This window comes from Janthinobacterium sp. NKUCC06_STL (genome assembly GCF_019345455.1).
Taxonomy (GTDB): Bacteria; Pseudomonadota; Gammaproteobacteria; order Burkholderiales; family Burkholderiaceae_D; genus Janthinobacterium; species Janthinobacterium rivuli.
In genome coordinates, this window is the sequence record NZ_JAHKQY010000007.1 from 56206 (window position 1) to 77923 (window position 21718).

A 21718-nucleotide genomic window follows, 5' to 3' on the forward strand; every position below is an offset into this window, starting at 1 on the left:
TGCCCGTCAGTCCCCCCGCAAGCCCGCCATGGCTGCCTCAAAGGCTGGCGTGCCACGGCGCGCATCGCCCACGATGCGGCCATCGCGCAGGCTGACCAGCCGGTCCGCCAGCGCCGCTTCGCGCCGCAAGTGGGTGGCGATCAGCAAAGTACGTCCTTCGCTGCGCGCACCCAGGCGCTGCAGGACATCGATCGCCGTCTGCGCATTCAGCGCTTCCGTCGCTTCGTCCAGCAGCCACAAGCTCGATTCGTGCAGGAACAGCCGCGCCAGCGCCAAGCGCCGCGCCTGGCCGCCTGACAAGCCCAGGCCGCCCTCGCCCAGCTTGGTGTCCAGGCCGTCCGCGAAGGACCGCACCTCGTCGTCCAGACCGGCTGCCTGCAGCGCCGCCCACAGCTGCGCATCGCTGGCGCACGGGTCGGCCAGGCGCAGGTTGTCGCGCAAGCTGTCCTGGAACAATTCCGTCTTCTGCGTGAAAAGGCAGGCGCGTCCCGCGTGGACACTGCCCGACAGCGGCGCCAGCTCGCGCGCGGCCAGGGCCAGCAAGGTGGACTTGCCCGCCCCGCTGGGGCCGATCAAGGCCACGCGCTCGCCGCCCGCGATGTGCAGCGATACGTCATGCAAGATGGCAACGTGGCTGCCCGCATGTGCGGCGTTCACGTGTTCCAGGCGCAAGCCCGGCGCGGCATCGACGGGCGGCGTCACCACGTCGTCTCCTTCAAGGCGCGGCGCCAGGCGGCGCATGGCCAGCAGCATGCGGCCCGCTTCCAGCGCGCCGCGGCGCAGTCCCGCGAATGGCTCCACGGCCGTCAGGGCAATCAGCAGGGCCAAGGCCGCCAGCGGAACACTCATCATTTGCTGCTGCACCAGCGCAGCCACGGCCAGCAGCACCCCCGCCAGGGTCGCGCTGCCCGCCACGCCATACGCGGCGCCGGCGGCAGTTTCCAGGCGCAGCAGGGCGAAATCGGCTTGTGCCAGCGAACGATCGATCTGCCCCAGCGCCGCGCACTGGGCGTCGATGCGGCCCGCCATCACGAGATCCGTCTGGCCCGCCACCAGGTCGATGGTGCCGGAGCGCAATTTTTCGATGGCGCGTGTACGCACGATGGCGGGACGGCGGGCGCGTTGCGCCACCATCCAGCTGATGCCGCCGCCGGCGGCCAGCAGCCACGCGGCCAGGCCCAGCGCCAGTTGCCACTGCATCACGCCCAGCGCCACGCCGGCCAGCAAGGCTACGCACAAGGCCGTGAAGGCAGGCACCAGCAGGCGCAAATACAGTGATTCGAGCGCGTCGATATCGGCCGTCAGGCGGAACAGCAGCTTGGCGGGCTGGCGCAGCAAGCGGCTGGCCGCTTCCGGGCGCGACCAGCCACGGAACAGCTGCACGCGGATGCTGGCCAGCGCGGCGAACGTGGCGTCGTGCGTGACGAGGCGTTCCGCATAGCGCGAACCCGTGCGGCCGATGGCCAGCAGGCGGATGCCGGCCGACGGGCCGAAGACGTCGAACAGGATGGCCGTCGACGCGTGCAGGCCGGCAATCGAGGTGGCCGTGATAAACCAGCCGGACAAGCCCAGCAAGGCCATGCCGGACACCGCCGTCAGGGCCGCCAGCAAGGCGCCGCCGATCAGCTTGCCGGGCTGGGCCAGCAGCAATTGCCGCAGCACGGGGTTGAGCATCATTGAATTTTTCATGCCTGCTGCTCCTGTGCCAGGGCTGGGGCATCGACCTGCACCGTGCGCTGCAGGCGGCCAGCCAGCACGGGGTCGTGCGTGGCGACGATCATCGTCTTGCCTTGCGCCAGTGCCAGCAAGGCGTCCGTGACGCGCGCCGCCGTTTCGCTGTCCAGGTGCGCCGTCGGTTCATCGACCAGCAGCAAATCGGCATGCGGATGCAGGGCCACGCGGGCCAGCGCCAGGCGCACGGCTTCGCCGCCGGACAAGCCCTGGCCGCCATCGCTGAGCATGACGGCCGGCTGGGCCTGCGCCACGGCAGCCAGGTCGGCCAGGTGCAGCGCCTGCGTCACCTGCGTGGCGCTGGCGCCCGTGCGGCCCAGGGTCACGTTCTGGCTGACGGAGGCGGCAAACACGTGCGGGCGCTGGCCCATCCACGCCATGCGCTGGCGCAAGGTATTGACCGTGCTGTCGGTCAGGCGCACGCCGCCGATGCGGATGTCTCCGCCGCTGGCGGGCAGCAAGCCGGCCAGCAGCGACAGCAAGGTGGTCTTGCCGGCGCCGCTGGCGCCCAGCAGGGCCACGTGTTCACCGGCGCGCACCGTCAAGTCGAAACGCTCGAACACGGGCGCTTCGCCAGGGTGGGCAAAGCGCAGTTGATGGATGTCGATAGCGGGCGGCGGCGCCACGGCCATGGCGGCGGCGGAGACGACGGCAGACAGGACCTCCGCGCCAGGCAGCGGCACGCCGTCGGCCGCCAGGTCGTGCAGGCCGGCCAGGCCCGCTTCGCCGGCCGCCTTGTCGTGCCAGACGGCGGCCAGTTCGCGCAGCGGTTCGAAAAACGCGGGCGCCAGCAACAGGATGAACAAGCCCTGCCCCAAGGTCAGCTCGCGGCCCCAGGTGCCGAAATTGATGCTGCCCAAAAGGGAGAAACCGATGAAGGCCGCCACCATGGCGACACCGAGCGCGGAAAACAGTTCCAGCACGGCCGACGACAAAAAGGCGATGCGCAGCACCACCATCGTGCGCCGGCGCACGGATTGCGACGAGGCGTTCAGCCGTTCGGCCGTGGCATCGACGGCGTCGAGCGCGCGCAGGGTGGCCAGGCCGCGCAGGCGGTCCAATAGAAAGGCGTTCATGCTGCCCATTTCCACCATTTGTGCGCGGCTGGCCGCCTGCGCGCCCATGCCGACCAGGGCCATGAAGACGGGAATCAGGGGCGCGGCGATGAGCAGGATCAAGGCGGCGATCCACGACAGCGGCGTCACCACGGCGAGGATCACGAGCGGCACCAGCATGACTTTCCAGCGCGCGGGCTTGTAGCGCACCAGATACGGCACGATGGCTTCGGCCTGTTCGGCGATGAAGCTGGCCGCCTGGCCCGACTGCGCACGCTGGCGGTCCAGCGGCGAACGGCGCGCCAGCGCTTGCGCCACTTGTGCGCGCAAGGTGGACAGGTGCGCGCGCGCCGCCGCATACATGCGCCGCGCGCCCCACGCTTCGCAGCCGGCGCGCAGCACGCCCAGCAGCAGCACGCCAGCGGCAGGCAGCAAGGCCGCGCGCCACGGCGCGCCATCGAGCATGGCTTGCACGGCCCAGGCCAGCAAGGCCGCTTGCGGCAGCCACAACAAGGCGGCGCCGCCCTGCGCCAGGCTGGCGGCACGGGGAAGAATAAAGCGGGGCAAGGACAGTGGCGTAGTCGGCATCTCTATACTTTTTGAGTTTTCAGAATTTTCTGTAAATTCGATATTTTGTATAATACTGCGAAACATGACATATATCAATTGACCCTGCGGGTGTGGCGTGAAAAAATTCAGATAATTATGAAAACTCAACATATCCAAATGACGCCGCTGATCCTGACCTTCGTCAGCCATTTCGGCGAGATGGGCAGCCGCTGGGGCTTTAACCGCACGGTGGGGCAAGTGTACGCCTTGTTGTTTGTCGCGGAGCATCCTTTACACGCGGATGAAATTGCGGAACACCTGAGTTTTTCGCGCTCGAACGTGAGCATCGGCCTGAAGGAATTGCAGGGCTGGGGCTTGATACGCCAGTCGCGCATCCCCGGCGACCGGCGCGAGTATTTTTCCTCGCTGGGCGATGTGTGGCAAATCTTCCGCGTGGTGGCCGCCGAGCGCCGCCGCCGCGAAGTGGCGCCCACGCTGACGGTGCTGCGCGAATCGCTGCTGGCGCCGGCCACGGAACCCGTGGACCAGTATGCGCAGGAGCGCATGCGCGAAATGTATGAACTGGTCGACCTGGCCAACACCTGGTTCGACGACTTGCAGCGCCTGTCGCCCGAATCGATGGCGCAGCTGATGAAAATGGGCGCCAAGGTGCAAAAATTGCTCAACGCCAAGGACCGCCTGTTTGGCGTCAGCAATAACAGCGACTGAAACCCGCCTCCCCTCTTCCCACTCAAGGCGTTGCCAGCACAAGCTGGCACGCCTTGTCACGCCATTTCTATTCCCGCACAGGCCTCGCCAGCACAGCCATACATAGCCGTATGCGATGTTGTCAAGCATGCCAATAGCATTATTTAAATTGTATTAATTTACATCAAGACTAAGCTTGCATATGCGTACTCACGCAAAGGCGACCGGGCGACAAGTCGACCTCCCTGACCGGATGGCGCGCACCCTGAAGCAGTGAAATGTCTGCAATAAAATAAAAGGGGATTTTCATGAAAAGCATAACAAGCATTGCCATACGGGCATCCATGCTGGCCGCCCTGACGGCCTGCATGGGTGTGGCACAGGCTGCTACATGGGTCGATGTGGGACCGGCCAGCGGTTTCAGCATCGAAGGCAGCACCGTCACTTACTCGCCGTCACCTGCCCTCATGGTGAAATACTATGACGACAATCTCGTGCCGCAGAGTCCCACCGACATTCAGGGCTACATCAACGGCGTTTTCGGCACCAGCCTGGGTGCGGCCGTCTCGTTTTGCGACAATGCCACCTCAGGCTGCACCGCGGGCACCACGGCAGGCGCCAGCGGCGGGGTGAATTCCTTCACGAGTGCGGCGGACTATGATTACCTGGCCATCCATTTCGGCCAGGGCGAACTGGTCTTCCAATGGGCAGCGCCCGTCGCAGCCGGCACGACTTTCACGGTAGAGGGCTTGCCCAAGGACCTGAGCAATTACCGCGCCTATGTTTCCGCCATCCCTGAACCGGAAACCTATGCCATGCTGCTCGCCGGCCTGGGCCTGCTCGGCATCCTGGCGCGCCGCCGCCAGGCAAAATAAGAGCATCGGGCAAGACCCGCAACACGGCGCCGGCGCATCCATGTTTACAGCGCGCTTGCGCCGCGCCGCCCACTCTTTACACCGCCTTTATGCCGCTCCCGCTATGCTGGCCGACATCATCAGCCATCGTTGCGAGGGAGCTCACATGCATGAATCACCATTCCAGCCGCGCGCGCGCGACCTGGTCCGCCGGCATTTGCCTGCGCGCGAACGGCTGCGCCTGGCACACCTGGCGAGCAAGAAAATACTGTCGGTGTTGTCTGCGCTGCTGTGCGCCGTGCCGCTGCTGTATTTGCTGAGCGTGGTGCTGTTTGCACAGCCTTAGGGCCGCGTGCTGACAGACAGGAAAGAGAGAAGATGCGGCCGCATGGCGCAAGCCGTGGCCAGTATGAAACTGGTCCGCCCAGAGGGAATCGAACCCCCATTCACGGTTTAGAAGACCGTTGTCCTATCCGTTGAACGATGGGCGGAGAGGTGCAGTATTTTAGTCCATGCGCGCCAGCAATGAAATGCTGGCGCGGAATAGAAAACGGGCTGTCATTTCTGACAGCCCGCTTATGACTTTGGTCGGAGTACAAGGATTCGAACCTTGGACCCCCTGGTCCCAAACCAGGTGCGCTACCGGGCTGCGCCACACTCCGAAGACAAGATAATAACGCCCCCACCCAATTTCGTCAATTGCCATAGACGAATTAGATGGAAATAACTATCGGCGCCTGCCCTTACACACCCACTTTATCGGCGATACGGCGCGCCATGCTTTCAGCGTTCGCTTTATCCTTCGCTTCCACCATCACGCGGATCAGCGGTTCCGTGCCCGAAGCGCGGATCAGCACGCGGCCCGTATCGCCCAATTCGGCCTCGACCAATTCTTTCTCGGCCACCATGGCGGCATTTTTCTGCCAGTCAAAACCGGGCGCCACGCGCAGGTTGATCAGGGTTTGCGGGAACAGCACCAGCTCGGCCAGGCATTGCTGCAGGCTCTGCCCGCTGCGCTTGAGCGCGGACAAGACTTGCAGCGCGGAGACGATGCCGTCACCCGTCGTGTGCTTGTCCAGGCACAGCAAATGGCCGGAGCCTTCCCCGCCCAGTATCCAGCCTTTTTCCTTCATGACCTCCAGCACGTAGCGGTCGCCCACCTTGGCGCGCGCAAAGCCGATGCCCTGCTGCTTGAACAGCACTTCCAGCGCCATGTTGGTCATCAGGGTGCCGACGGCGCCAGCCACGGAGCCTGTCGCCAGGCGGTCCTTGACCATGACGTACAACAGCTCGTCGCCGTTATACAGGCGGCCCGTGGCGTCGCACATGATCAGGCGGTCGGCGTCGCCGTCGAGGGCGATGCCCAGGTCGGCGCCGTGCTCGACGACCGCTTCAGCCATGGCCTTGGTTGCCGTGGCGCCGAAGCCCGCGTTGATGTTGAAGCCGTCGGGCTTGTTGCCGATGGCGATGACTTCCGCTCCCAGCTCATGGAACACGTGCGGCGCGATATGGTAGGCGGCGCCATGCGCGCAATCGACGACGATCTTCAGGCCGCGCAAGTCCAGCTCGTTCGGGAAAGTGCCCTTGCAAAATTCGATGTAGCGCCCCTGGGCATCGTCCAGGCGCTTGGCGCGGCCCAGCTTTTCAGATGGCACGCAGGCCATCGGCTCGTCGAGCGCCGCTTCGATTTCCAGTTCCACGCTGTCGGGCAGCTTGGTACCCTGGCCGGAAAAGAACTTGATGCCATTGTCATGGTAGGGATTGTGCGAGGCGGAAATGACGACGCCAGCCGACAGGCGCAACGCCCGCGTCAGGTAGGCGATGGCCGGCGTCGGCATGGGGCCGGCCAGCATTACGTCCACGCCAGCGGCCGACAGGCCCGCTTCCAGCGCCGCTTCCAGCATGTAGCCGGAAATGCGCGTGTCCTTGCCGATCAGCACCGTCGGGCGGGTCTTGCCGCCTTGCGACTTGGCCAGCACCTTGCCGGCCGCATAGCCGAGGCGCATGACGAAATCGGGGGTGATCGGAGCCGTGCCCACCAAGCCGCGGATGCCGTCGGTGCCAAAATATTTACGCGTCATAGTATTTCTCTTTTTGTTGTTTATGATAAATCTTACAGGCTCAGTGTGCCATGCGCCAGACCTTCAGTGCATCGACGGTTTCAGCTACATCATGCACACGGATAATTTCCGCACCTTGCGCTACCGCAGCAAGCGCACCGGCAACACTGCCGGCCAGGCGCTGCTCGACGGGACGTCCCGTGACGGCGCCGATCATCGACTTGCGCGACAAGCCGGCCAGCACGGGCAGGTCCAGTTCGCTGCGCAACTGGCGCGTGGCGCGCAGCAAGGCATAGTTCTGTTCCACCGTCTTGCCAAAACCGAAACCGGGATCGACGCACAGGCGTTCGCGGGCGATGCCGGCCGCCGTCATCGTGTCGATGCGCTCGCGCAGGAAGTCGATAACTTCGCGCACCACGTCCTCGTACTGCGGCTGGGCTTGCATGGTTTCCGGCACGTTTTGCATGTGCATGATGCACAGCGCGCAGTCGCTGTCCCGCACGGCGTCGATGGCGCCCGGTGCGCGGAAACCGTTGATGTCGTTGATCATGTCAGCGCCCGCCAGGATGGCTTCGCGCATCACTTCCGGTTTATAGGTGTCGACGGACAGGGGCTTGCCGCAATCGCGCAAGGCGTACAGCACCGGCATGACGCGCTGCAACTCGTCCTGCAGCGGCAGCGGCGGCGCGCCGGGACGGCTCGATTCGCCGCCGATGTCGATGATGTCGACGCCGTCAACTATCATCTGCTCCGCGCGCGAAAGGGCAAATTCCAGATGTTGATACTGGCCCGCATCGGAAAACGAGTCAGGCGTGATGTTCAGGATGCCCATCACCAGCGCCTGCGTGCCGGACAGGTTGAAGCCGAAACGGCCGAATTGCAAATAGTGTCGCATGTGAATCTTTGTAGTCGTCAGGAAAAAACTGCTGCGGCAACGAAAAAGGGCAAGGATTGCTCCTTACCCTCGTTCTTGCCATACCCTTGCGCGCCGCCGGTCAGGGCGACCGTTATCAGGCTGGTGCCGTCACATTAGGCGAGATGCCGCCCGTGCCGCTATCACCGCCCGCATTGCGGCGTGGCGGAATGACTTTCGGTGGACGCGGCTCCAGACCGGCCATGATGTCATTGATTTGCTCAGCATCGATGGTTTCCCATTCCAGCAAGGCTTTGGTCATCATTTCGACCTTGTCGCGATTGCCTTCCAGCAAAGTGCGCGCCAAAGCATATTGCTTGTCGAGAATGTTGCGGATTTCAGCATCGACCTTTTGCTGGGTCGCTTCCGAGATCGTCTTCGTGGCGCCACCGAAGAAACCTTCGTTTTCGCTGTCTTCGTAGACCATCACGCCCATGCTGTCGGACATGCCGAAACGGGTCACCATGGAACGGGCCAGCTTGGTGGCGCGCGAGAAGTCGTTCGACGCGCCCGTGGACATTTGCCCAACGAAAATCTCTTCGGCGATACGGCCACCGAACAGGATGGAAATTTCTTCCAGCATCTTGTCCTTGTAGGCGGACAGATTGTCGTGTTCCGGCAGCTGCCAGGTCAGGCCCAGGGCCCAGCCACGCGGCATGATCGTCACTTTATGCACGGGATCAGCCTTCGGCAGCAGCTTGGCGACGACGGCGTGACCGGACTCATGGTAAGCCGTATTGCGACGCTCTTCCTCGCGGATGATCATCGATTTACGCTCGGGACCCATGTAGATCTTGTCTTTCGCATCTTCAAAGTCGGCCATTTCCACCAGACGCTTGCTGCGGCGTGCGGCAAACAGGGCTGCCTCGTTGACCAGGTTGGCCAGGTCCGCGCCCGAGAAACCAGGGGTGCCGCGGGCCAGGATATCGGCTTTCACGTCGGTACCGATAGGCACTTTGCGCATGTGCACGTTCAAGATCTGCTCGCGGCCGCGGATGTCGGGCAAGCCGACGGACACCTGGCGGTCGAAACGGCCTGGACGCAACAGCGCTTTGTCGAGCACGTCGGCGCGGTTGGTGGCGGCCACGACGATCACGCCGGAGTTCGCTTCAAAACCGTCCATCTCGACCAGCAACTGGTTCAAGGTCTGTTCGCGCTCGTCATTGCCGCCACCCATGCCAGCACCGCGGTGACGGCCGACGGCGTCGATCTCATCGATGAAGATGATGCATGGCGAATGCTTTTTCGCGTTTTCAAACATGTCGCGCACGCGGCTGGCGCCCACGCCGACGAACATTTCCACGAAGTCGGAACCGGAAATCGAGAAGAACGGTACCTTGGCTTCGCCGGCGATGGCGCGCGCCAGCAGGGTTTTACCCGTGCCCGGAGGACCAACCATCAGCACGCCGCGGGGAATGCGGCCGCCCAGTTTCTGGAATTTGCTCGGATCCTTGAGGAAGTCGACCACTTCGTTGACTTCTTCTTTCGCTTCGTCGCAACCGGCGACATCGGCGAAGGTGACGGTGTTGCTGGCTTCATCCATCATGCGCGCCTTCGACTTGCCGAACGAGAATGCCCCGCCCTTGCCGCCGCCTTGCATCTGACGCATGAAGAAGACCCAGACGCCGATCAACAGCAGCATGGGGAACCAGGAAACAAAAATAGTTTGCAGGAAAGACGCTTCCTCAGGCGGACGCACATCGAAATGCACGCCATTGTCGCGCAAGTCGCCGATCAGGCCCTTGTCGAGGCTGGTGGCGGTGGTACGCACCTTGGTGTCGTCCATCAGCTTGGCGGTGATCGACGAACCTTCGATCACGACATCCTTGACGCGCTTGGCTTTGACTTCATCCAGCAAATCGGAATAAGCGATGGCCTTGCTGCCGCCTGTGGCGCCATGACTGTCGAATTGCTTGAACAGCATGAACAACAGCAGCAATACGACTACCCAGATGGCAGATTTGGAAAACATGTTATTCACGAAGACTCCTTGGATGCAGTGCGCATCTCTTTACCTATAGCTAGAAACACGATTTTACTCGCAATAAGCGGGCCGTGCCAAAGCCCGCCGATCCGTGCGCGCGAAAAAATCGCGTTCACGCAAAAAAAATGCAGTATAAACAATTTAGGCTTTTATGCCATCAGACGCTACTGCACTTCTCGTTCCCATGTGCGGATTCCCTCTTAAATATCAAGGGCGGGATCATCTTCTTCTACGGCATTTTTCAGCGGATTCTTGATTCCACGGCCCATCAGGAAGATTTCCGATGATTTATCGCGGCTGGCCTTGGGCTTTTTCTGCACCACGACCTTGAATTCAGCGCGGAATTTCTCCACGATCTGGCTGAAACCCATGTCTTTGAAGCATTTCACCAACAGCACGCCAGACGGCTTCAGGTGCAATTGCGAAAATTCGATGGCCAGGTCGATCAAGTGTTCCATGCGCGCGGCGTCCGCCGTGGCGATGCCAGACAGGTTGGGCGCCATGTCCGACAGGACCAGGTCGACCTTGCGGCCTTGCAACACCACTTCCAGCTGGCGCAGCACGCGCGCTTCGCGGAAGTCGCCCTGGATGAAGTGGAAATCGGCGATGGGTTCCATTTCCAGCATGTCCAGGCCAATCAGGGTACCATTGACCCCGCCGCCGTCCTTGCCGGCCAGCTTGCGCCGCGTGTACTGGGCCCAGCTGCCGGGAGTGCAACCAAGGTCGACAATCACCTGGCCAGGTTTGATCAGTTTTTCGTCTTCATCGATTTCTTTGAGCTTGTATGCTGCCCGGGCGCGGTAGCCCTCTTTTTGCGCCAACTTCACATAAGGATCATTTATGTGGTCGTGCAACCAGTTTTTGTTTAATTTCTTCTTTGCCATTCGCGTAGAATACTGCTTTTAAGGGAATTACTAAATATTATTATGCTAAAACTTACACCCGTAGAGCGCAGCGCACTGCGCGCCGAAGCACACGCGCTGAAGCCTATCGTCATTATTGGCGAAGCGGGCTTGACACCTGCTGTCCTCAAAGAGATCGACCTTGGCCTGGATTCGCACGGTCTGATTAAAGTCCGCGTGTTCGGCGACGACCGCGAAGCCCGCGTCGGAATGTACGATACGATTTGCGGCAATCTCGGCGCCGCCCCGGTACAACATATTGGCAAACTGCTGGTAATCTACCGTCCGAAAAAAGAAGTGGTTAAGGAGAAGGTCAGCGCCGGCAAAGGCATGCGCGAAGTGACCATCGTCAAGGCCAGCGCCAGCGGCACCAAGCGCCCGAGCGTGACGAAAGTCATGATCAAGGGCAATGAGCGCGTTACCGAAGGCGGTTCCATCAAGCGTGCCAAGCCACGTCAGAAAAGCGCCAAGAAAAGCGCACTGGGCAGCAAGTAAGCCTGTCGTTCAGCAGCCGCAAGGCTGTTGAAACAAGAAGCGGAGCACGGGATCTTCCCTGCTCCGCTTTTTTATTGCTTGTCGGATTACGCGGCGCCAGGGCGCGCTAATCCGACCTACGGCATTGATCGGTAGGTCGGATTAGCGCGCAGCGCGTAATCCGACAACACCGCCAACGTTTATTGCTGTTTCCAGATCAGCACGCCCGCCAGCAAGCTTTGCACGGCAAAGATCAGCGTCGACACGCCATGCAGCATGCCGAAACGGCTGCGCATGGCTTCGTCCATGATGCCAGATGAACCCTGCGCCTGCGCCTTGAGTTCAGCCATCAGCGGCGAAATGCCGAAATGGCTGAGCAGCGCACACACCAGCATGGACAGCACCAGCGCGCCCAGCAGGCGGCGGCGCTTGAGTTCCAGCGCGCCGGGCGCCCATTGCAGCAAGGCCAGCAGCACCACAGCACAGGCGATCGACAGCCAGGCTTCGGCGCGGAACATGCTGCCGGCGATATTGCCCGCCAGCACTCTGTCGCTCAGGGTGCCGAACAGCGTGGGCGCCACGATGAAGCCGATGGTCCACAGGCTGCCGGCCCACAGGGTGGCAACGAGGATGCGCACGCGGGCGAGCATCAGATGTACAGTACTTCCAGGATTTCGTATTCGCGCGGGCCGGACGGCGCCTGCACTTCCACCACGTCACCGGCATACTTGCCGATCAGCGCGCGGGCGATCGGGGACGTCACGGAAACCTTGTTCTTTTTCAAGTCGGCTTCATCGAGGCCGACGATCTGGTACGTGACTTTCTGACCCGATTCCAGGTCTTCCAGGTTCACGGTCGAGGCAAACACCACGCGGCCTTCCGCGTCGAGCGCGGTCGGGTCGATGATTTGCGCTGCGCCCAGTTTGCCTTCGAGCTCGGCGATGCGGCCTTCGACGAAAGCCTGGCGTTCCTTGGCGGCATCGTACTCGGCGTTTTCCGACAAATCTCCGTGCGAACGCGCTTCGGCGATCGCATCGATGACGATGCGGCGTTCCTTGGTCTTCAAATGATGCAGCTCTTCCTTCAGAAGTTCTGCGCCGTATTTGGTCAATGGGACTGAGGTCATGTTATCTCTACTATCTGCTAGTTATCGGCGCCGTTGCAGTGTGTTGCCACGTTTAACGGCCTTACCAAGTGAAAACCACAGAGGCCGCGCGCTACTCTGCACGGAACTCTGTGGTTGATAAGCATGCAGTGTACCGCCTAACGGCGGTCACTGCAAATGGCGCGCGGACTACGCTTGCTGCAGGGTCTTGTGCAGACCTTGCAAATCGTACACACGCAGCTCATCCAGGTGGCGGATGCCTTCGACGGCCGCTTCCGCGCCGGCGATGGTGGTGTAGGTCGTCACGCGCGACGCCAGGGCCGACGTGCGGATGGCCCGCGAATCGACGATGGCGCTGCGCTTTTCTTCCACGGTGTTGATCACCAGCACGATTTCATGGTTCTTGATCATGTCGACCACGTGCGGACGGCCCTCGATCACCTTGTTCACTGGCGTGACGGCGATGCCGGCAGCAGCGATCACGGCGGCGGTACCCTTGGTGGCGACCACGGTGAAACCGGACTCGACCAAGTCACGCGCCACTTGCACGGCGCGCGGCTTGTCCGACGCTTTCACGCTGATGAAGACCTTGCCCGATTTTGGCAGGTTCACGCCGGCGCCCAGCTGCGATTTCACAAACGCTTCGCCGAAGGTTAGGCCCACGCCCATGACTTCGCCCGTCGACTTCATTTCAGGGCCGAGGATGGTGTCCACGCCCGGGAACTTGACGAACGGGAACACGGCTTCCTTGACGCTGAAGTATGGCGGCACGACTTCCTGCGTGATGCCTTGCGACGCCAGCGACTGGCCAACCATGCAGCGCGCGGCAATCTTCGCCAGTTGCAGACCGGTGGCTTTCGAGACGAATGGCACGGTGCGCGACGCACGTGGATTGACTTCCAGCACGAAGACGACGTCTTTCATTTCGCCGTCGATCTCTTGCTTCTGGATCGCGAACTGCACGTTCATCAGGCCGACCACGTTCAAACCCTTGGCCATCAGCGCCGTCTGGCGTTTCAGTTCATCAATGGTTTCTTGCGACAGCGAGTATGGTGGCAGCGAGCAAGCCGAGTCGCCCGAGTGGACGCCAGCCTGTTCGATGTGTTCCATCACGCCGCCGATGAACGTCGTTTCGCCGTCGGAGATGCAATCGACGTCGCACTCGATGGCGTCGTTCAGGAAGCGGTCCAGCAACACTGGCGAATCGTGCGAAACCTTGACGGCTTCGCGCATGTAGCGCTCGAGGTCGCGTTGCTCATGGACGATTTCCATGGCGCGCCCGCCCAGCACGTACGATGGACGCACGACCAGCGGGTAGCCGATTTCCTGCGCCAGCGCCAGGGCGTCGGCTTCCGTGCGCGCGGTGCGGTTAGGCGGCTGGCGCAGTTCCAGCTTGTGCAGCATTTGCTGGAAACGCTCGCGGTCTTCGGCCGCGTCGATCATGTCGGGCGAGGTGCCGATGATCGGCACGCCATTCGCTTCCAGGTCCAGCGCCAGTTTCAATGGCGTCTGGCCGCCGTACTGCACGATCACGCCCACCGGTTTTTCGATGGCGACGATTTCCAGCACGTCTTCCAGGGTCAGCGATTCAAAATACAGGCGGTCGGAAGTGTCATAGTCGGTCGACACGGTTTCCGGGTTGCAGTTGACCATGATGGTTTCGTAGCCGTCTTCGCGCATGGCGAGGGCAGCGTGGACGCAGCAATAGTCAAATTCGATACCCTGGCCGATACGGTTCGGGCCACCGCCCAATACCATGATCTTTTTCTTGTCGGTCGGATTCGATTCGCACTCTTCGTCGTACGTGGAATACATGTACGCCGTGTCGGTCGAAAACTCGGCCGCGCAGGTGTCGACGCGCTTGTAGACGGGACGGATGTTCAGCGCATGGCGCTGCTGGCGCACGGCCGTGTCGGTCGTTTGCAGCAAAAAGCCCAGGCGGCGATCCGAGAAGCCCTTCTGTTTCAACTTGTACAGGGTGTTCTTGTCCAGGTTTTCCAGCTTCTGCGTGTCCAGCCACAGTTCCAGGTCGACGATTTCCTTGATCTGGATCAGGAACCATGGGTCGATCTTGGTCAGATTGTGCACTTCTTCCAAAGTAAAACCTTGGGCAAACGCATCGCCCACGTACCAGATGCGCTCAGGACCAGGCTCGCCCAGTTCTTCTTCGATCTTTTCGCGGTCCTTGGTTTTTTCGTTCATACCGTCCACGCCCACTTCCAGGCCGCGCAAGGCTTTCTGGAACGATTCCTGGAAGGTACGGCCAATGGCCATTACTTCGCCGACGGATTTCATCTGCGTCGTCAGGTGGTGGTCGGCGGTCGGGAACTTCTCGAACGTGAAACGGGGAATCTTCGTGACGACGTAATCGATCGACGGTTCGAACGAGGCCGGCGTGGCGCCGCCCGTGATTTCATTGCGCAGTTCGTCCAGGGTGAAACCGACGGCCAGCTTGGCGGCGATCTTGGCGATCGGGAAGCCCGTCGCTTTCGAGGCCAGGGCCGACGAACGCGACACGCGCGGATTCATCTCGATGACGATCATGCGGCCATCGACGGGGTTGATCGAGAATTGCACGTTCGAGCCACCGGTGTCGACGCCGATCTCGCGCAGCACTGCCAGCGAGGCATTGCGCATGATCTGGTATTCCTTGTCCGTCAGGGTTTGCGCTGGCGCCACCGTGATGGAGTCGCCCGTGTGCACGCCCATCGGGTCGAGGTTTTCGATCGAGCAGATGATGATGCAGTTGTCCGCCTTGTCGCGCACCACTTCCATCTCGTACTCTTTCCAGCCCAGCAACGATTCTTCGATCAGCAACTCTTTCGTCGGCGAAGCTTCCAGGCCGCGCTTGCAGATGGTTTCGAATTCTTCTTCGTTGTAGGCGATGCCGCCGCCGGAACCGCCCATGGTGAACGATGGACGGATGATGGTCGGGAAGCCCAGGGTGCGCTGCACGGCCCACGATTCTTCCATCGAGTGCGCCACGCCGGAACGGGCCGAACCGAGGCCGATCTTGGTCATCGCGTCCTTGAACTTGGAACGGTCTTCGGCCTTGTCGATGGCTTCCGGCGACGCGCCGATCAGTTCGACGTTGTATTTTTCCAGTACGCCATTGTTGAACAGGTCCAGCGCGCAGTTCAGCGCCGTCTGGCCGCCCATCGTCGGCAGGATCGCGTCAGGACGCTCCTTGGCGATGATGCGTTCAACGACCGACCAGGTGATCGGCTCGATATAGGTCACATCGGCCATTTCCGGATCCGTCATGATGGTCGCAGGATTGCTGTTGACCAGGATGACTTTGTAGCCCTCTTCGCGCAGGGCCTTGCACGCTTGCGCGCCGGAATAATCGAATTCGCAGGCCTGGCCGATCACGATCGGGCCAGCGCCAATAATCAGAATACTTTTAATATCTAAACGTTTAGGCATTTTTCTTTTTCTCCTCCGCAGCCATCAGGTTGATGAAGCGGTCAAACAGGTAAGCAACATCCATCGGGCCCGGCGACGCTTCAGGGTGGCCCTGGAAGCAGAAGGCCGGCTTGTCCGTGCGGGCAAAGCCCTGCAGGGAACCGTCGAACAGCGATTCATGGGTCACGCGGCAGTTCGCGGGCAGAGTTGCCGCGTCGACTGCGAAACCGTGGTTTTGCGAGGTAATCAAGACCTGTTTCGTTTCCAGGTCTTGCACCGGGTGGTTGGCGCCGTGGTGGCCGAACTTCATCTTCAGCGTCTTTGCACCGGAAGCGATCGCCATGATCTGGTGGCCGAGGCAGATGCCGAAGGTCGGGATGCCCTTCTCGATCAATTCCTTGGTCGCCGCGATGGCGTAGTCGCACGGTTCCGGGTCGCCAGGGCCGTTCGACAGGAAAATGCCGTCCGGGTTCAACGCCAGGGCGTCGGCGGCGGAAGCTTGCGCCGGCAGCACGGTGACTTTGCAGCCGCGTGCCGTCAGCATGCGCAGGATGTTGCGCTTGACGCCGTAGTCGAAGGCGACCACGTGGTATTTCGCGTCGGCATCGGCCAGCTGGCCATAGCCTTGGCCCAAGGTCCATTCCGTTTCGCGGTATTCGTAGGCGTCCTTGCTTGAGACTACTTTTGCCAGGTCCATGCCGGCCAGGCCGGGGAAGGAGCGGGCCAGTTCCAGCGCTTGCGCGGCGGATGGCTCGTTGCCTTGCGTGCCGACGAGGATGGCGCCGCCCTGCGCACCTTTTTCACGCAGGATGCGCGTGAGCTTGCGTGTATCGATGCCGGCGATGGCGACGATATTTTCAGCTTTGAGGTAGTCGGACAGGGAGAGGGTGGAACGGAAATTGGATGCCAGCAATGGCAGATCGCGGATGATGAGGCCAGCGGCGTGAACCTTGGAAGATTCGACATCTTCCGGATTGACGCCCGTATTGCCGATATGCGGATAGGTCAGGGTGACCATCTGGCGGCAATAGCTTGGGTCGGTAAGGATTTCCTGATACCCGGTCATCGAGGTGTTGAAAACAACCTCGCCCGTGGTATGACCGGCGGCACCGATCGAAAAACCTTTAAAGATCGTTCCATCAGCAAGCGCTAATATGGCTGGAACGGCAGGGCCAGAAAAAAATGGCGGCAAGGGCAACTCCTGATAAAGTTACCGTAGCTGCGCCACGTCAGACCGACCGCCTAGTTACCCGAGCCAGATGCACTCAGGGTGTTTCAACGGTCATTTTGAATGAGGGGATGGGTAGTCGCTACGGTATATGTGTGATTGGCTAAACCTTTGAATTATAACCAAAAGGAAGCTTTTCCACAAGGAAGAAAATACAGAAGCCCCGGCATTTTTTTGCGCAGCAGCATAAATCCTGCGCTCCATGAAAAAAGCCGCCCGGCTTGCGCGGAGCGGCTTGCAAAGCAATACCGGTTACTACTTACACTAGCGCCGCAATGCCGGCCTTGGCGATTTGCGCGTCCTCGGCGGATTTCACGCCCGAGACGCCGACGGCGCCCACATAGTGACCATCAAACACGATGGGCACGCCACCTTCGAGCAAGCCGTCGATTTCCGGTGCGCTCAGGAACGACACGCGGCCGCCATTGATCATCTCTTCATAGATGCGCGATTCGCGGCGGCCCAGTGCGGCCGTCTTGGCTTTCGATGGGGCGATGTGCGACGAGATCGGCGCCACGCCATCCATGCGCTGCAGCCACAGCAGGTGGCCGCCGTCGTCGACGATGGCGATCGTGACCGCCCAGTTATTCTTGACCGCTTCCGCTTCGGCGGCGGCAGCGATTTTCTTTACGTCGTCCAGGGTCAAAATCGGTTTCGATTGCATGGTGCATCCTTGTTATGTTGAAACAAAATTGTATACGAAATGCGCGGCGGCGCTATCCATCACTGCTCGCGTTTGGCTTTCAGCTTTTGCTTGAGCTGCGCCATCACGGCAAAGGTCGCCTGCTCGCCCGCCAGGATGGCCTGGTTGCGGCTGTTGAAATCGTTGCCCTTCATGGTGCCCAGGCTGGGCTGGATCACCACGTCCGCATCTTTCAGCTCGAACTGGTTGATGCGCTGGCCCATGATGGCAAACGTCTGCATCAGCACTTCCATCGAGCTGATGGCCTTTTGCGTGTCCGTTTGCGACGAAATATTCACGGCGATGATGAAATCGGCGCCCATGTCGCGCGCGAAGCGCACGGGCACGGGAGCGACGAGGCCGCCATCGACATAAGTGTGGCCCGCAATCGTCACGGGCTGGAACACGCCGGGCACGGCCGACGAGGCGCGCACGGCCATGCCGGTGTTGCCGCGCTGGAACAGGATCGGCTGGCCATTTTTCAAATCGGTCGCCACCACGCCAAACGGAATCTTGAGTTTTTCCAGCGGCACGCCGCCGACAGCCTTGTTGACATAGCTTTGCAGCGCTTCGCCTTTCAGCACGCCGGACGACTTGCCGAACAGGGGCAAGGCCCAGTCGGAAATGGCCGCCTCGTCCATGTCGAACGCCATCTTTTGCAGGGCGAAGCCGGAGTTGCCCGCCGCATACATGGCGCCCACTACGCTGCCGGCGCTGGTGCCCGTAACGATGTCGGCCTGAATGCCTTGCGATTCGAGCGCCTTGATCACGCCGATATGCGCGAAACCGCGCGCCGCGCCGCCGCCCAGCGCCAGGCCGATCTTGATCTTGCGCGGCGTGACGACGGTGGGTTCCGGTGGAGTCAGTACTTGTATCGGTTTCGGGGCGGTGGTATCGCAGCCGGCCAGCGCAAAGGCGGCCAGGGCAAGCAGGGTCAGGCGTTTAGGGAACATGGTGGAGAGGGAGAACCGCGCGCGGCAGTGGCAATAAAGGAGAGCCGATTGTAGCGCAAGCGGGGCTGTCCGCACTGAAGGTGGTCTTAAATGTTTAAAAATGACAATATTTCGAACCGTGTGCGCCACGCCGGCTGCTAGACTGGCCCCTGGCTTCCCACCTCCCCCACTTCCATTGAGCGGCTTATGAAAACAGACCTGTTCCACCTCATCGCGCACCCATGCTTGCTCGTTGCCGCCCTGCTGGGTGCGGCCTGCGCCAACGCCGCCCCCGTCGCGGCGACGGAGCGCCAGGATAGCATCGCGGCAAGAATGGAGGGCTTTACTTGTACGGGGAACATACAAATTCCCAATGATACGGAGAAACACACGATTGAGCTCAGCTTCGACGCCCCCGACCAGCACGGCGCGCAAGGCACCCACCTGGTTGACGGGCGCGGCAAAGCGGGGAACTTTTACGGTTGCCGGCAAAACGGCGACAGCCTGTCTTGCACATACGACGCAGGGCCGGCCAGCGGCCCGCTGACCATGCGCTTTAGCGGCAACTTGACGCAGGTAAAGGGCGAGTTCAATTCCCCTTTTGAAAATAGCGCCACCATGCAATTTTCCGCACGCTGCCAAAAATCGGCGCCGTAGCAGCGTCCAGTTTACCGAAACGGTCGTGGGCGGCGTGCGCGAAAACCTGCAGAACTTGCTCAAGGAAATAGCATGAATCGACAAGCCCTCGTCACAATCGACTTGAACGATATCAACACGCCGCGCCAGTTGCATGCGGCACTGGCCAGCGCGCTAGGCTTTCCCACCTTCTACGGCATGAACTGGGATGCCTTCCACGATGCCATCACGGGCCTGGTGGACATGCCGCAACAGCTGGAGCTGCGCGGCTGGCCAGCCTTCGCGGCGCGCCTACCCGGCGAAGCGGCCATCCTGCAGCGCATTCTGGCGCGCATGGCGCTGGCTGCGCCGGACGGGGCGACACACGTGCATTACATGTAGAACGGAAACGCTTGACAGCCCCGCCCGACTTCCCTTACATTGAGTGCATGTCCTCCTTCAAACATTCCTCCCCTTCCCTGCTGTCGCTATCGCGACTACTACTAGCACGCGCATAAGTTTGCCGCATTGCTTCGCCTGGCCACACGCCGGCGTGTTTCAAAAACCCTGGAAGGTTTGATGATGTTTGCACCATCCCCCGCTACACCCGTATTTTCTGACGCGACCGCCGCTGGCGCCGTTGCCGTCCTTTGCCTGCTAAAACTACCGATCGCTTGCCTGGCCTAGTGTTGCGTGGCCGCCCGGCAAGCTTGCGCCACAACCATTGATTTCCCCCTATCTTCAGGAGTACCCGATCATGATGTTGCAGAATCCAGCTTCCAAATACCGCGCCTTTCCTCCAGTTAAATTGACCGACCGTCAATGGCCGAACCAGATCATCAGCAAACCGCCGATCTGGATGAGCACCGACTTGCGCGACGGCAACCAGTCGCTGATCGAGCCGATGAGCGCGGAAAAGAAGCTGCGGTTCTTCGAGATGCTGATCGCCATCGGCCTGAAGGAAATCGAAGTGGGTTTCCCATCGGCATCGCAGACGGATTTCGATTTCGTGCGCAAGCTCGTCGATGAAGGCCGCATCCCCGACGACGTCACCATCATCGTGCTGACACAGTCGCGTGAAGAATTGATCCGCCGCACGGTGGAATCGGTCGTCGGCGCCAAGCGCGCCATCGTGCACCTGTACAACTCCGTGGCGCCCGTGTTCCGCAAGGTCGTGTTCGGCATGTCGCGCGAGGAAATCACGAATATCGCCACCACCGGCACCACCCTCGTCAAACAGCTGGTGGCGCAGCATCCGGAAACGGAATGGGGCTTTGAATACACACCGGAATCGTTTTCCACCACGGAACTCGATTTCTCCAAGCATATCTGCGACGCCGTCAGCGCCATCTGGAAGCCGACGCCGGCCAACAAGATGATCATCAACCTGCCATCGACCGTGGAATGCAGCACGCCCAACGTGTACGCGGACCAGATCGAATGGATGTCGCGCAAGCTGGCGCGCCGCGATTCCATCATCATCAGCGTGCACCCGCATAACGACCGCGGCACGGCCGTCGCCTCGGCCGAGCTGGCCGTGATGGCGGGCGCCGACCGCGTGGAAGGCTGCCTGTTCGGCAATGGCGAGCGCACCGGCAACGTCGACCTGGTGACGTTGGCGATGAACCTGTACACGCAGGGCGTGCATCCGGGCCTGGATTTCTCCGACATCGACAGCGTGCGCAAGTGCGTGGAAGAGTGCAACCAGTTGCCCGTCCACCCGCGCCACCCGTATGCGGGCGACCTGGTCTTCACGGCGTTCTCCGGCTCGCACCAGGATGCGATCAAGAAAGGTTTTGCCAAACAACAACCGGACAGCATCTGGGAAGTGCCGTACTTGCCAATCGACCCGGCCGACCTGGGCCGCAGCTACGACGCCGTGATCCGCGTCAACAGCCAGTCCGGCAAGGGCGGCATGGCCTATTTGCTGGAACAGGAATACGGCCTGGTCTTGCCGCGCCGCCTGCAAATCGAATTCTCGCGCGCCGTGCAAGCCGTGGCCGACGCCACGGGCCGCGAAATCGCCGCGCAGGATATCCATGACATCTTCCAGAAGGAATACCTGGAGCAGACGGCCCCGTACGCCTACGCCTCGCACCGCATGGTGGAAGACACGAGCAGCGATGAATCCGTGCAAATCGACATCAGCCTGTCGCACCGCCAGACGCCGCTGGCTCTGCAAGGCGGCGGCAATGGCCCCATCGACGCCTTCGTCAATGCGCTCGGTCTCGACATCAAGCTGATGGATTACCATGAACACTCGATCGGCTCCGGCGCCAACGCGCAAGCGGCTTGCTACGTGGAATTGCGCCTCGACAACGGCCCGACCCTGTTCGGCGCCGCCATCGACAGCAATATCGTCACCGCCTCGTTCAAGGCTGTCTTGTCGGCCGTGAACCGCCGCATCGGGCAGACGGACGCCGAAAAAACAACAGCGGCCGACGTGGCTGCCAGCGCCGCCTGAGTCTTTTCAGCGCGCTCCATAGGGAGAAAAAGCGGTACGGCTTGATCGCCGTGCCGC

General features: G+C 61.3%; 19 protein-coding genes and 2 tRNA genes. 7 read left to right on the forward strand and 14 right to left on the reverse strand.

Features of this window, described 5'->3' with window-relative positions; all coding sequences use genetic code 11:
- Window positions 1-6 precede the first annotated feature (6 nt).
- Complete coding sequence (locus tag KO539_RS20580; protein ID WP_219311334.1) at window positions 7-1689, reverse strand: amino acid ABC transporter ATP-binding/permease protein; 1683 nt, start codon at window positions 1687-1689, stop codon at window positions 7-9.
- Window positions 1686-3374: a thiol reductant ABC exporter subunit CydD gene (cydD, locus tag KO539_RS20585; protein ID WP_219311336.1), complete on the reverse strand. Its 1689-nt coding sequence runs from the start codon at window positions 3372-3374 to the stop codon at window positions 1686-1688. The genes KO539_RS20580 and cydD overlap by 4 nt, the downstream gene beginning before the upstream one ends.
- Before the next feature lie 138 nt (window positions 3375-3512).
- On the opposite strand from cydD, the gene KO539_RS20590 reads away from it, so the two are divergent.
- From KO539_RS20590 to KO539_RS20600, 3 genes are all read left to right on the forward strand, one after another.
- A complete protein-coding gene (locus KO539_RS20590; RefSeq protein ID WP_170909696.1) occupies window positions 3513-4064 on the forward strand; it encodes a GbsR/MarR family transcriptional regulator in 552 nt (183 codons plus the stop codon).
- Window positions 4065-4351: 287 nt separating this feature from the next.
- On the forward strand, window positions 4352-4918 hold the full coding sequence (locus KO539_RS30300) for a PEP-CTERM sorting domain-containing protein (RefSeq protein WP_081922369.1): 567 nt from the start codon (window positions 4352-4354) through the stop codon (window positions 4916-4918).
- A 145-nt stretch (window positions 4919-5063) separates the two neighbouring features.
- Window positions 5064-5243, forward strand: coding sequence for a hypothetical protein (locus KO539_RS20600; protein WP_219311338.1), 180 nt, complete (start codon window positions 5064-5066; stop codon window positions 5241-5243).
- A gap of 70 nt (window positions 5244-5313) precedes the next feature.
- Here KO539_RS20600 and KO539_RS20605 read toward each other — a convergent pair.
- The 6 genes from KO539_RS20605 to KO539_RS20630 form a co-directional block, all read right to left on the reverse strand.
- Window positions 5314-5388, reverse strand: a tRNA-Arg gene (locus KO539_RS20605).
- Window positions 5389-5482: 94 nt separating this feature from the next.
- A tRNA-Pro gene (locus tag KO539_RS20610) sits at window positions 5483-5559 on the reverse strand.
- A gap of 81 nt (window positions 5560-5640) precedes the next feature.
- Window positions 5641-6978, reverse strand: a complete 1338-nt coding sequence (gene glmM / locus KO539_RS20615) for a phosphoglucosamine mutase (RefSeq protein WP_219311340.1) — start codon at window positions 6976-6978, stop codon at window positions 5641-5643.
- A gap of 40 nt (window positions 6979-7018) precedes the next feature.
- Window positions 7019-7852 carry a dihydropteroate synthase gene (gene folP, locus KO539_RS20620; protein ID WP_219311342.1) on the reverse strand — a complete coding sequence of 278 codons (834 nt, stop codon included), beginning with the start codon at window positions 7850-7852 and terminating at the stop codon, window positions 7019-7021.
- 115 nt (window positions 7853-7967) lie between these two features.
- The gene (ftsH, locus tag KO539_RS20625) at window positions 7968-9851 is read right to left on the reverse strand and encodes an ATP-dependent zinc metalloprotease FtsH (protein WP_099379575.1); all 1884 of its coding nucleotides are present in this window, start codon (window positions 9849-9851) and stop codon (window positions 7968-7970) included.
- A 203-nt stretch (window positions 9852-10054) separates the two neighbouring features.
- Window positions 10055-10738: an RlmE family RNA methyltransferase gene (locus KO539_RS20630; RefSeq protein WP_070219517.1), complete on the reverse strand. Its 684-nt coding sequence runs from the start codon at window positions 10736-10738 to the stop codon at window positions 10055-10057.
- A gap of 42 nt (window positions 10739-10780) precedes the next feature.
- Between KO539_RS20630 and KO539_RS20635 the strand changes: the two genes are divergently transcribed.
- Window positions 10781-11251 carry a YhbY family RNA-binding protein gene (locus KO539_RS20635; protein ID WP_010397237.1) on the forward strand — a complete coding sequence of 157 codons (471 nt, stop codon included), beginning with the start codon at window positions 10781-10783 and terminating at the stop codon, window positions 11249-11251.
- Window positions 11252-11430: 179 nt separating this feature from the next.
- On the opposite strand, the gene KO539_RS20640 is transcribed toward KO539_RS20635, so the two are convergent.
- The 6 genes from KO539_RS20640 to KO539_RS20665 all read right to left on the reverse strand — a co-directional run bounded on the left by KO539_RS20640 (window position 11431) and on the right by KO539_RS20665 (window position 18603).
- Window positions 11431-11880, reverse strand: a complete 450-nt coding sequence (locus KO539_RS20640; protein ID WP_219311344.1) for a DUF4149 domain-containing protein — start codon at window positions 11878-11880, stop codon at window positions 11431-11433.
- On the reverse strand, window positions 11880-12356 hold the full coding sequence (greA, locus tag KO539_RS20645) for a transcription elongation factor GreA (RefSeq protein ID WP_010397233.1): 477 nt from the start codon (window positions 12354-12356) through the stop codon (window positions 11880-11882). The genes KO539_RS20640 and greA overlap by 1 nt, the downstream gene beginning before the upstream one ends.
- Before the next feature lie 168 nt (window positions 12357-12524).
- Window positions 12525-15761, reverse strand: coding sequence for a carbamoyl-phosphate synthase large subunit (gene carB / locus KO539_RS20650; RefSeq protein WP_176388330.1), 3237 nt, complete (start codon window positions 15759-15761; stop codon window positions 12525-12527).
- On the reverse strand, window positions 15754-16932 hold the full coding sequence (gene carA / locus KO539_RS20655; RefSeq protein WP_219311346.1) for a glutamine-hydrolyzing carbamoyl-phosphate synthase small subunit: 1179 nt from the start codon (window positions 16930-16932) through the stop codon (window positions 15754-15756). Before carA ends, carB begins: the two co-directional genes overlap by 8 nt.
- 295 nt (window positions 16933-17227) lie before the next feature.
- Window positions 17228-17632: a heme-binding protein gene (locus tag KO539_RS20660; RefSeq protein WP_034757420.1), complete on the reverse strand. Its 405-nt coding sequence runs from the start codon at window positions 17630-17632 to the stop codon at window positions 17228-17230.
- Between the two features lie 59 nt (window positions 17633-17691).
- A complete protein-coding gene (locus KO539_RS20665; protein WP_099379580.1) occupies window positions 17692-18603 on the reverse strand; it encodes a patatin-like phospholipase family protein in 912 nt (303 codons plus the stop codon).
- A 186-nt stretch (window positions 18604-18789) separates the two neighbouring features.
- Between KO539_RS20665 and KO539_RS20670 the strand changes: the two genes are divergently transcribed.
- From KO539_RS20670 to leuA, 3 genes are all read left to right on the forward strand, one after another.
- On the forward strand, window positions 18790-19239 hold the full coding sequence (locus KO539_RS20670) for a hypothetical protein (RefSeq protein WP_219311347.1): 450 nt from the start codon (window positions 18790-18792) through the stop codon (window positions 19237-19239).
- Between the two features lie 72 nt (window positions 19240-19311).
- Window positions 19312-19599, forward strand: a complete 288-nt coding sequence (locus tag KO539_RS20675; RefSeq protein WP_219311349.1) for a barstar family protein — start codon at window positions 19312-19314, stop codon at window positions 19597-19599.
- 355 nt (window positions 19600-19954) lie between these two features.
- Entirely contained in the window at window positions 19955-21661 is a 1707-nt protein-coding gene (gene leuA, locus KO539_RS20680) for a 2-isopropylmalate synthase (RefSeq protein ID WP_219311351.1), read from the forward strand.
- Window positions 21662-21718: the final 57 nt, after the last annotated feature.

What these genes read in the sequence shown, in the direction of transcription:
- KO539_RS20580 (WP_219311334.1), bottom strand. Translation starts at nt 1,689, where the DNA reads ATGAAAAATTCAATGATGCTCAACCCCGTGCTGCGGCAATTGCTGCTG.
- cydD (WP_219311336.1), bottom strand. Translation starts at nt 3,374, where the DNA reads ATGCCGACTACGCCACTGTCCTTGCCCCGCTTTATTCTTCCCCGTGCC.
- KO539_RS20590 (WP_170909696.1), top strand. Translation starts at nt 3,513, where the DNA reads ATGACGCCGCTGATCCTGACCTTCGTCAGCCATTTCGGCGAGATGGGC.
- KO539_RS30300 (WP_081922369.1), top strand. Translation starts at nt 4,352, where the DNA reads ATGAAAAGCATAACAAGCATTGCCATACGGGCATCCATGCTGGCCGCC.
- KO539_RS20600 (WP_219311338.1), top strand. Translation starts at nt 5,064, where the DNA reads ATGCATGAATCACCATTCCAGCCGCGCGCGCGCGACCTGGTCCGCCGG.
- glmM (WP_219311340.1), bottom strand. Translation starts at nt 6,978, where the DNA reads ATGACGCGTAAATATTTTGGCACCGACGGCATCCGCGGCTTGGTGGGC.
- folP (WP_219311342.1), bottom strand. Translation starts at nt 7,852, where the DNA reads ATGCGACACTATTTGCAATTCGGCCGTTTCGGCTTCAACCTGTCCGGC.
- KO539_RS20630 (WP_070219517.1), bottom strand. Translation starts at nt 10,738, where the DNA reads ATGGCAAAGAAGAAATTAAACAAAAACTGGTTGCACGACCACATAAAT.
- KO539_RS20635 (WP_010397237.1), top strand. Translation starts at nt 10,781, where the DNA reads ATGCTAAAACTTACACCCGTAGAGCGCAGCGCACTGCGCGCCGAAGCA.
- KO539_RS20640 (WP_219311344.1), bottom strand. Translation starts at nt 11,880, where the DNA reads ATGCTCGCCCGCGTGCGCATCCTCGTTGCCACCCTGTGGGCCGGCAGC.
- greA (WP_010397233.1), bottom strand. Translation starts at nt 12,356, where the DNA reads ATGACCTCAGTCCCATTGACCAAATACGGCGCAGAACTTCTGAAGGAA.
- carB (WP_176388330.1), bottom strand. Translation starts at nt 15,761, where the DNA reads ATGCCTAAACGTTTAGATATTAAAAGTATTCTGATTATTGGCGCTGGC.
- KO539_RS20660 (WP_034757420.1), bottom strand. Translation starts at nt 17,632, where the DNA reads ATGCAATCGAAACCGATTTTGACCCTGGACGACGTAAAGAAAATCGCT.
- KO539_RS20665 (WP_099379580.1), bottom strand. Translation starts at nt 18,603, where the DNA reads ATGTTCCCTAAACGCCTGACCCTGCTTGCCCTGGCCGCCTTTGCGCTG.
- KO539_RS20670 (WP_219311347.1), top strand. Translation starts at nt 18,790, where the DNA reads ATGAAAACAGACCTGTTCCACCTCATCGCGCACCCATGCTTGCTCGTT.
- KO539_RS20675 (WP_219311349.1), top strand. Translation starts at nt 19,312, where the DNA reads ATGAATCGACAAGCCCTCGTCACAATCGACTTGAACGATATCAACACG.
- leuA (WP_219311351.1), top strand. Translation starts at nt 19,955, where the DNA reads ATGATGTTGCAGAATCCAGCTTCCAAATACCGCGCCTTTCCTCCAGTT.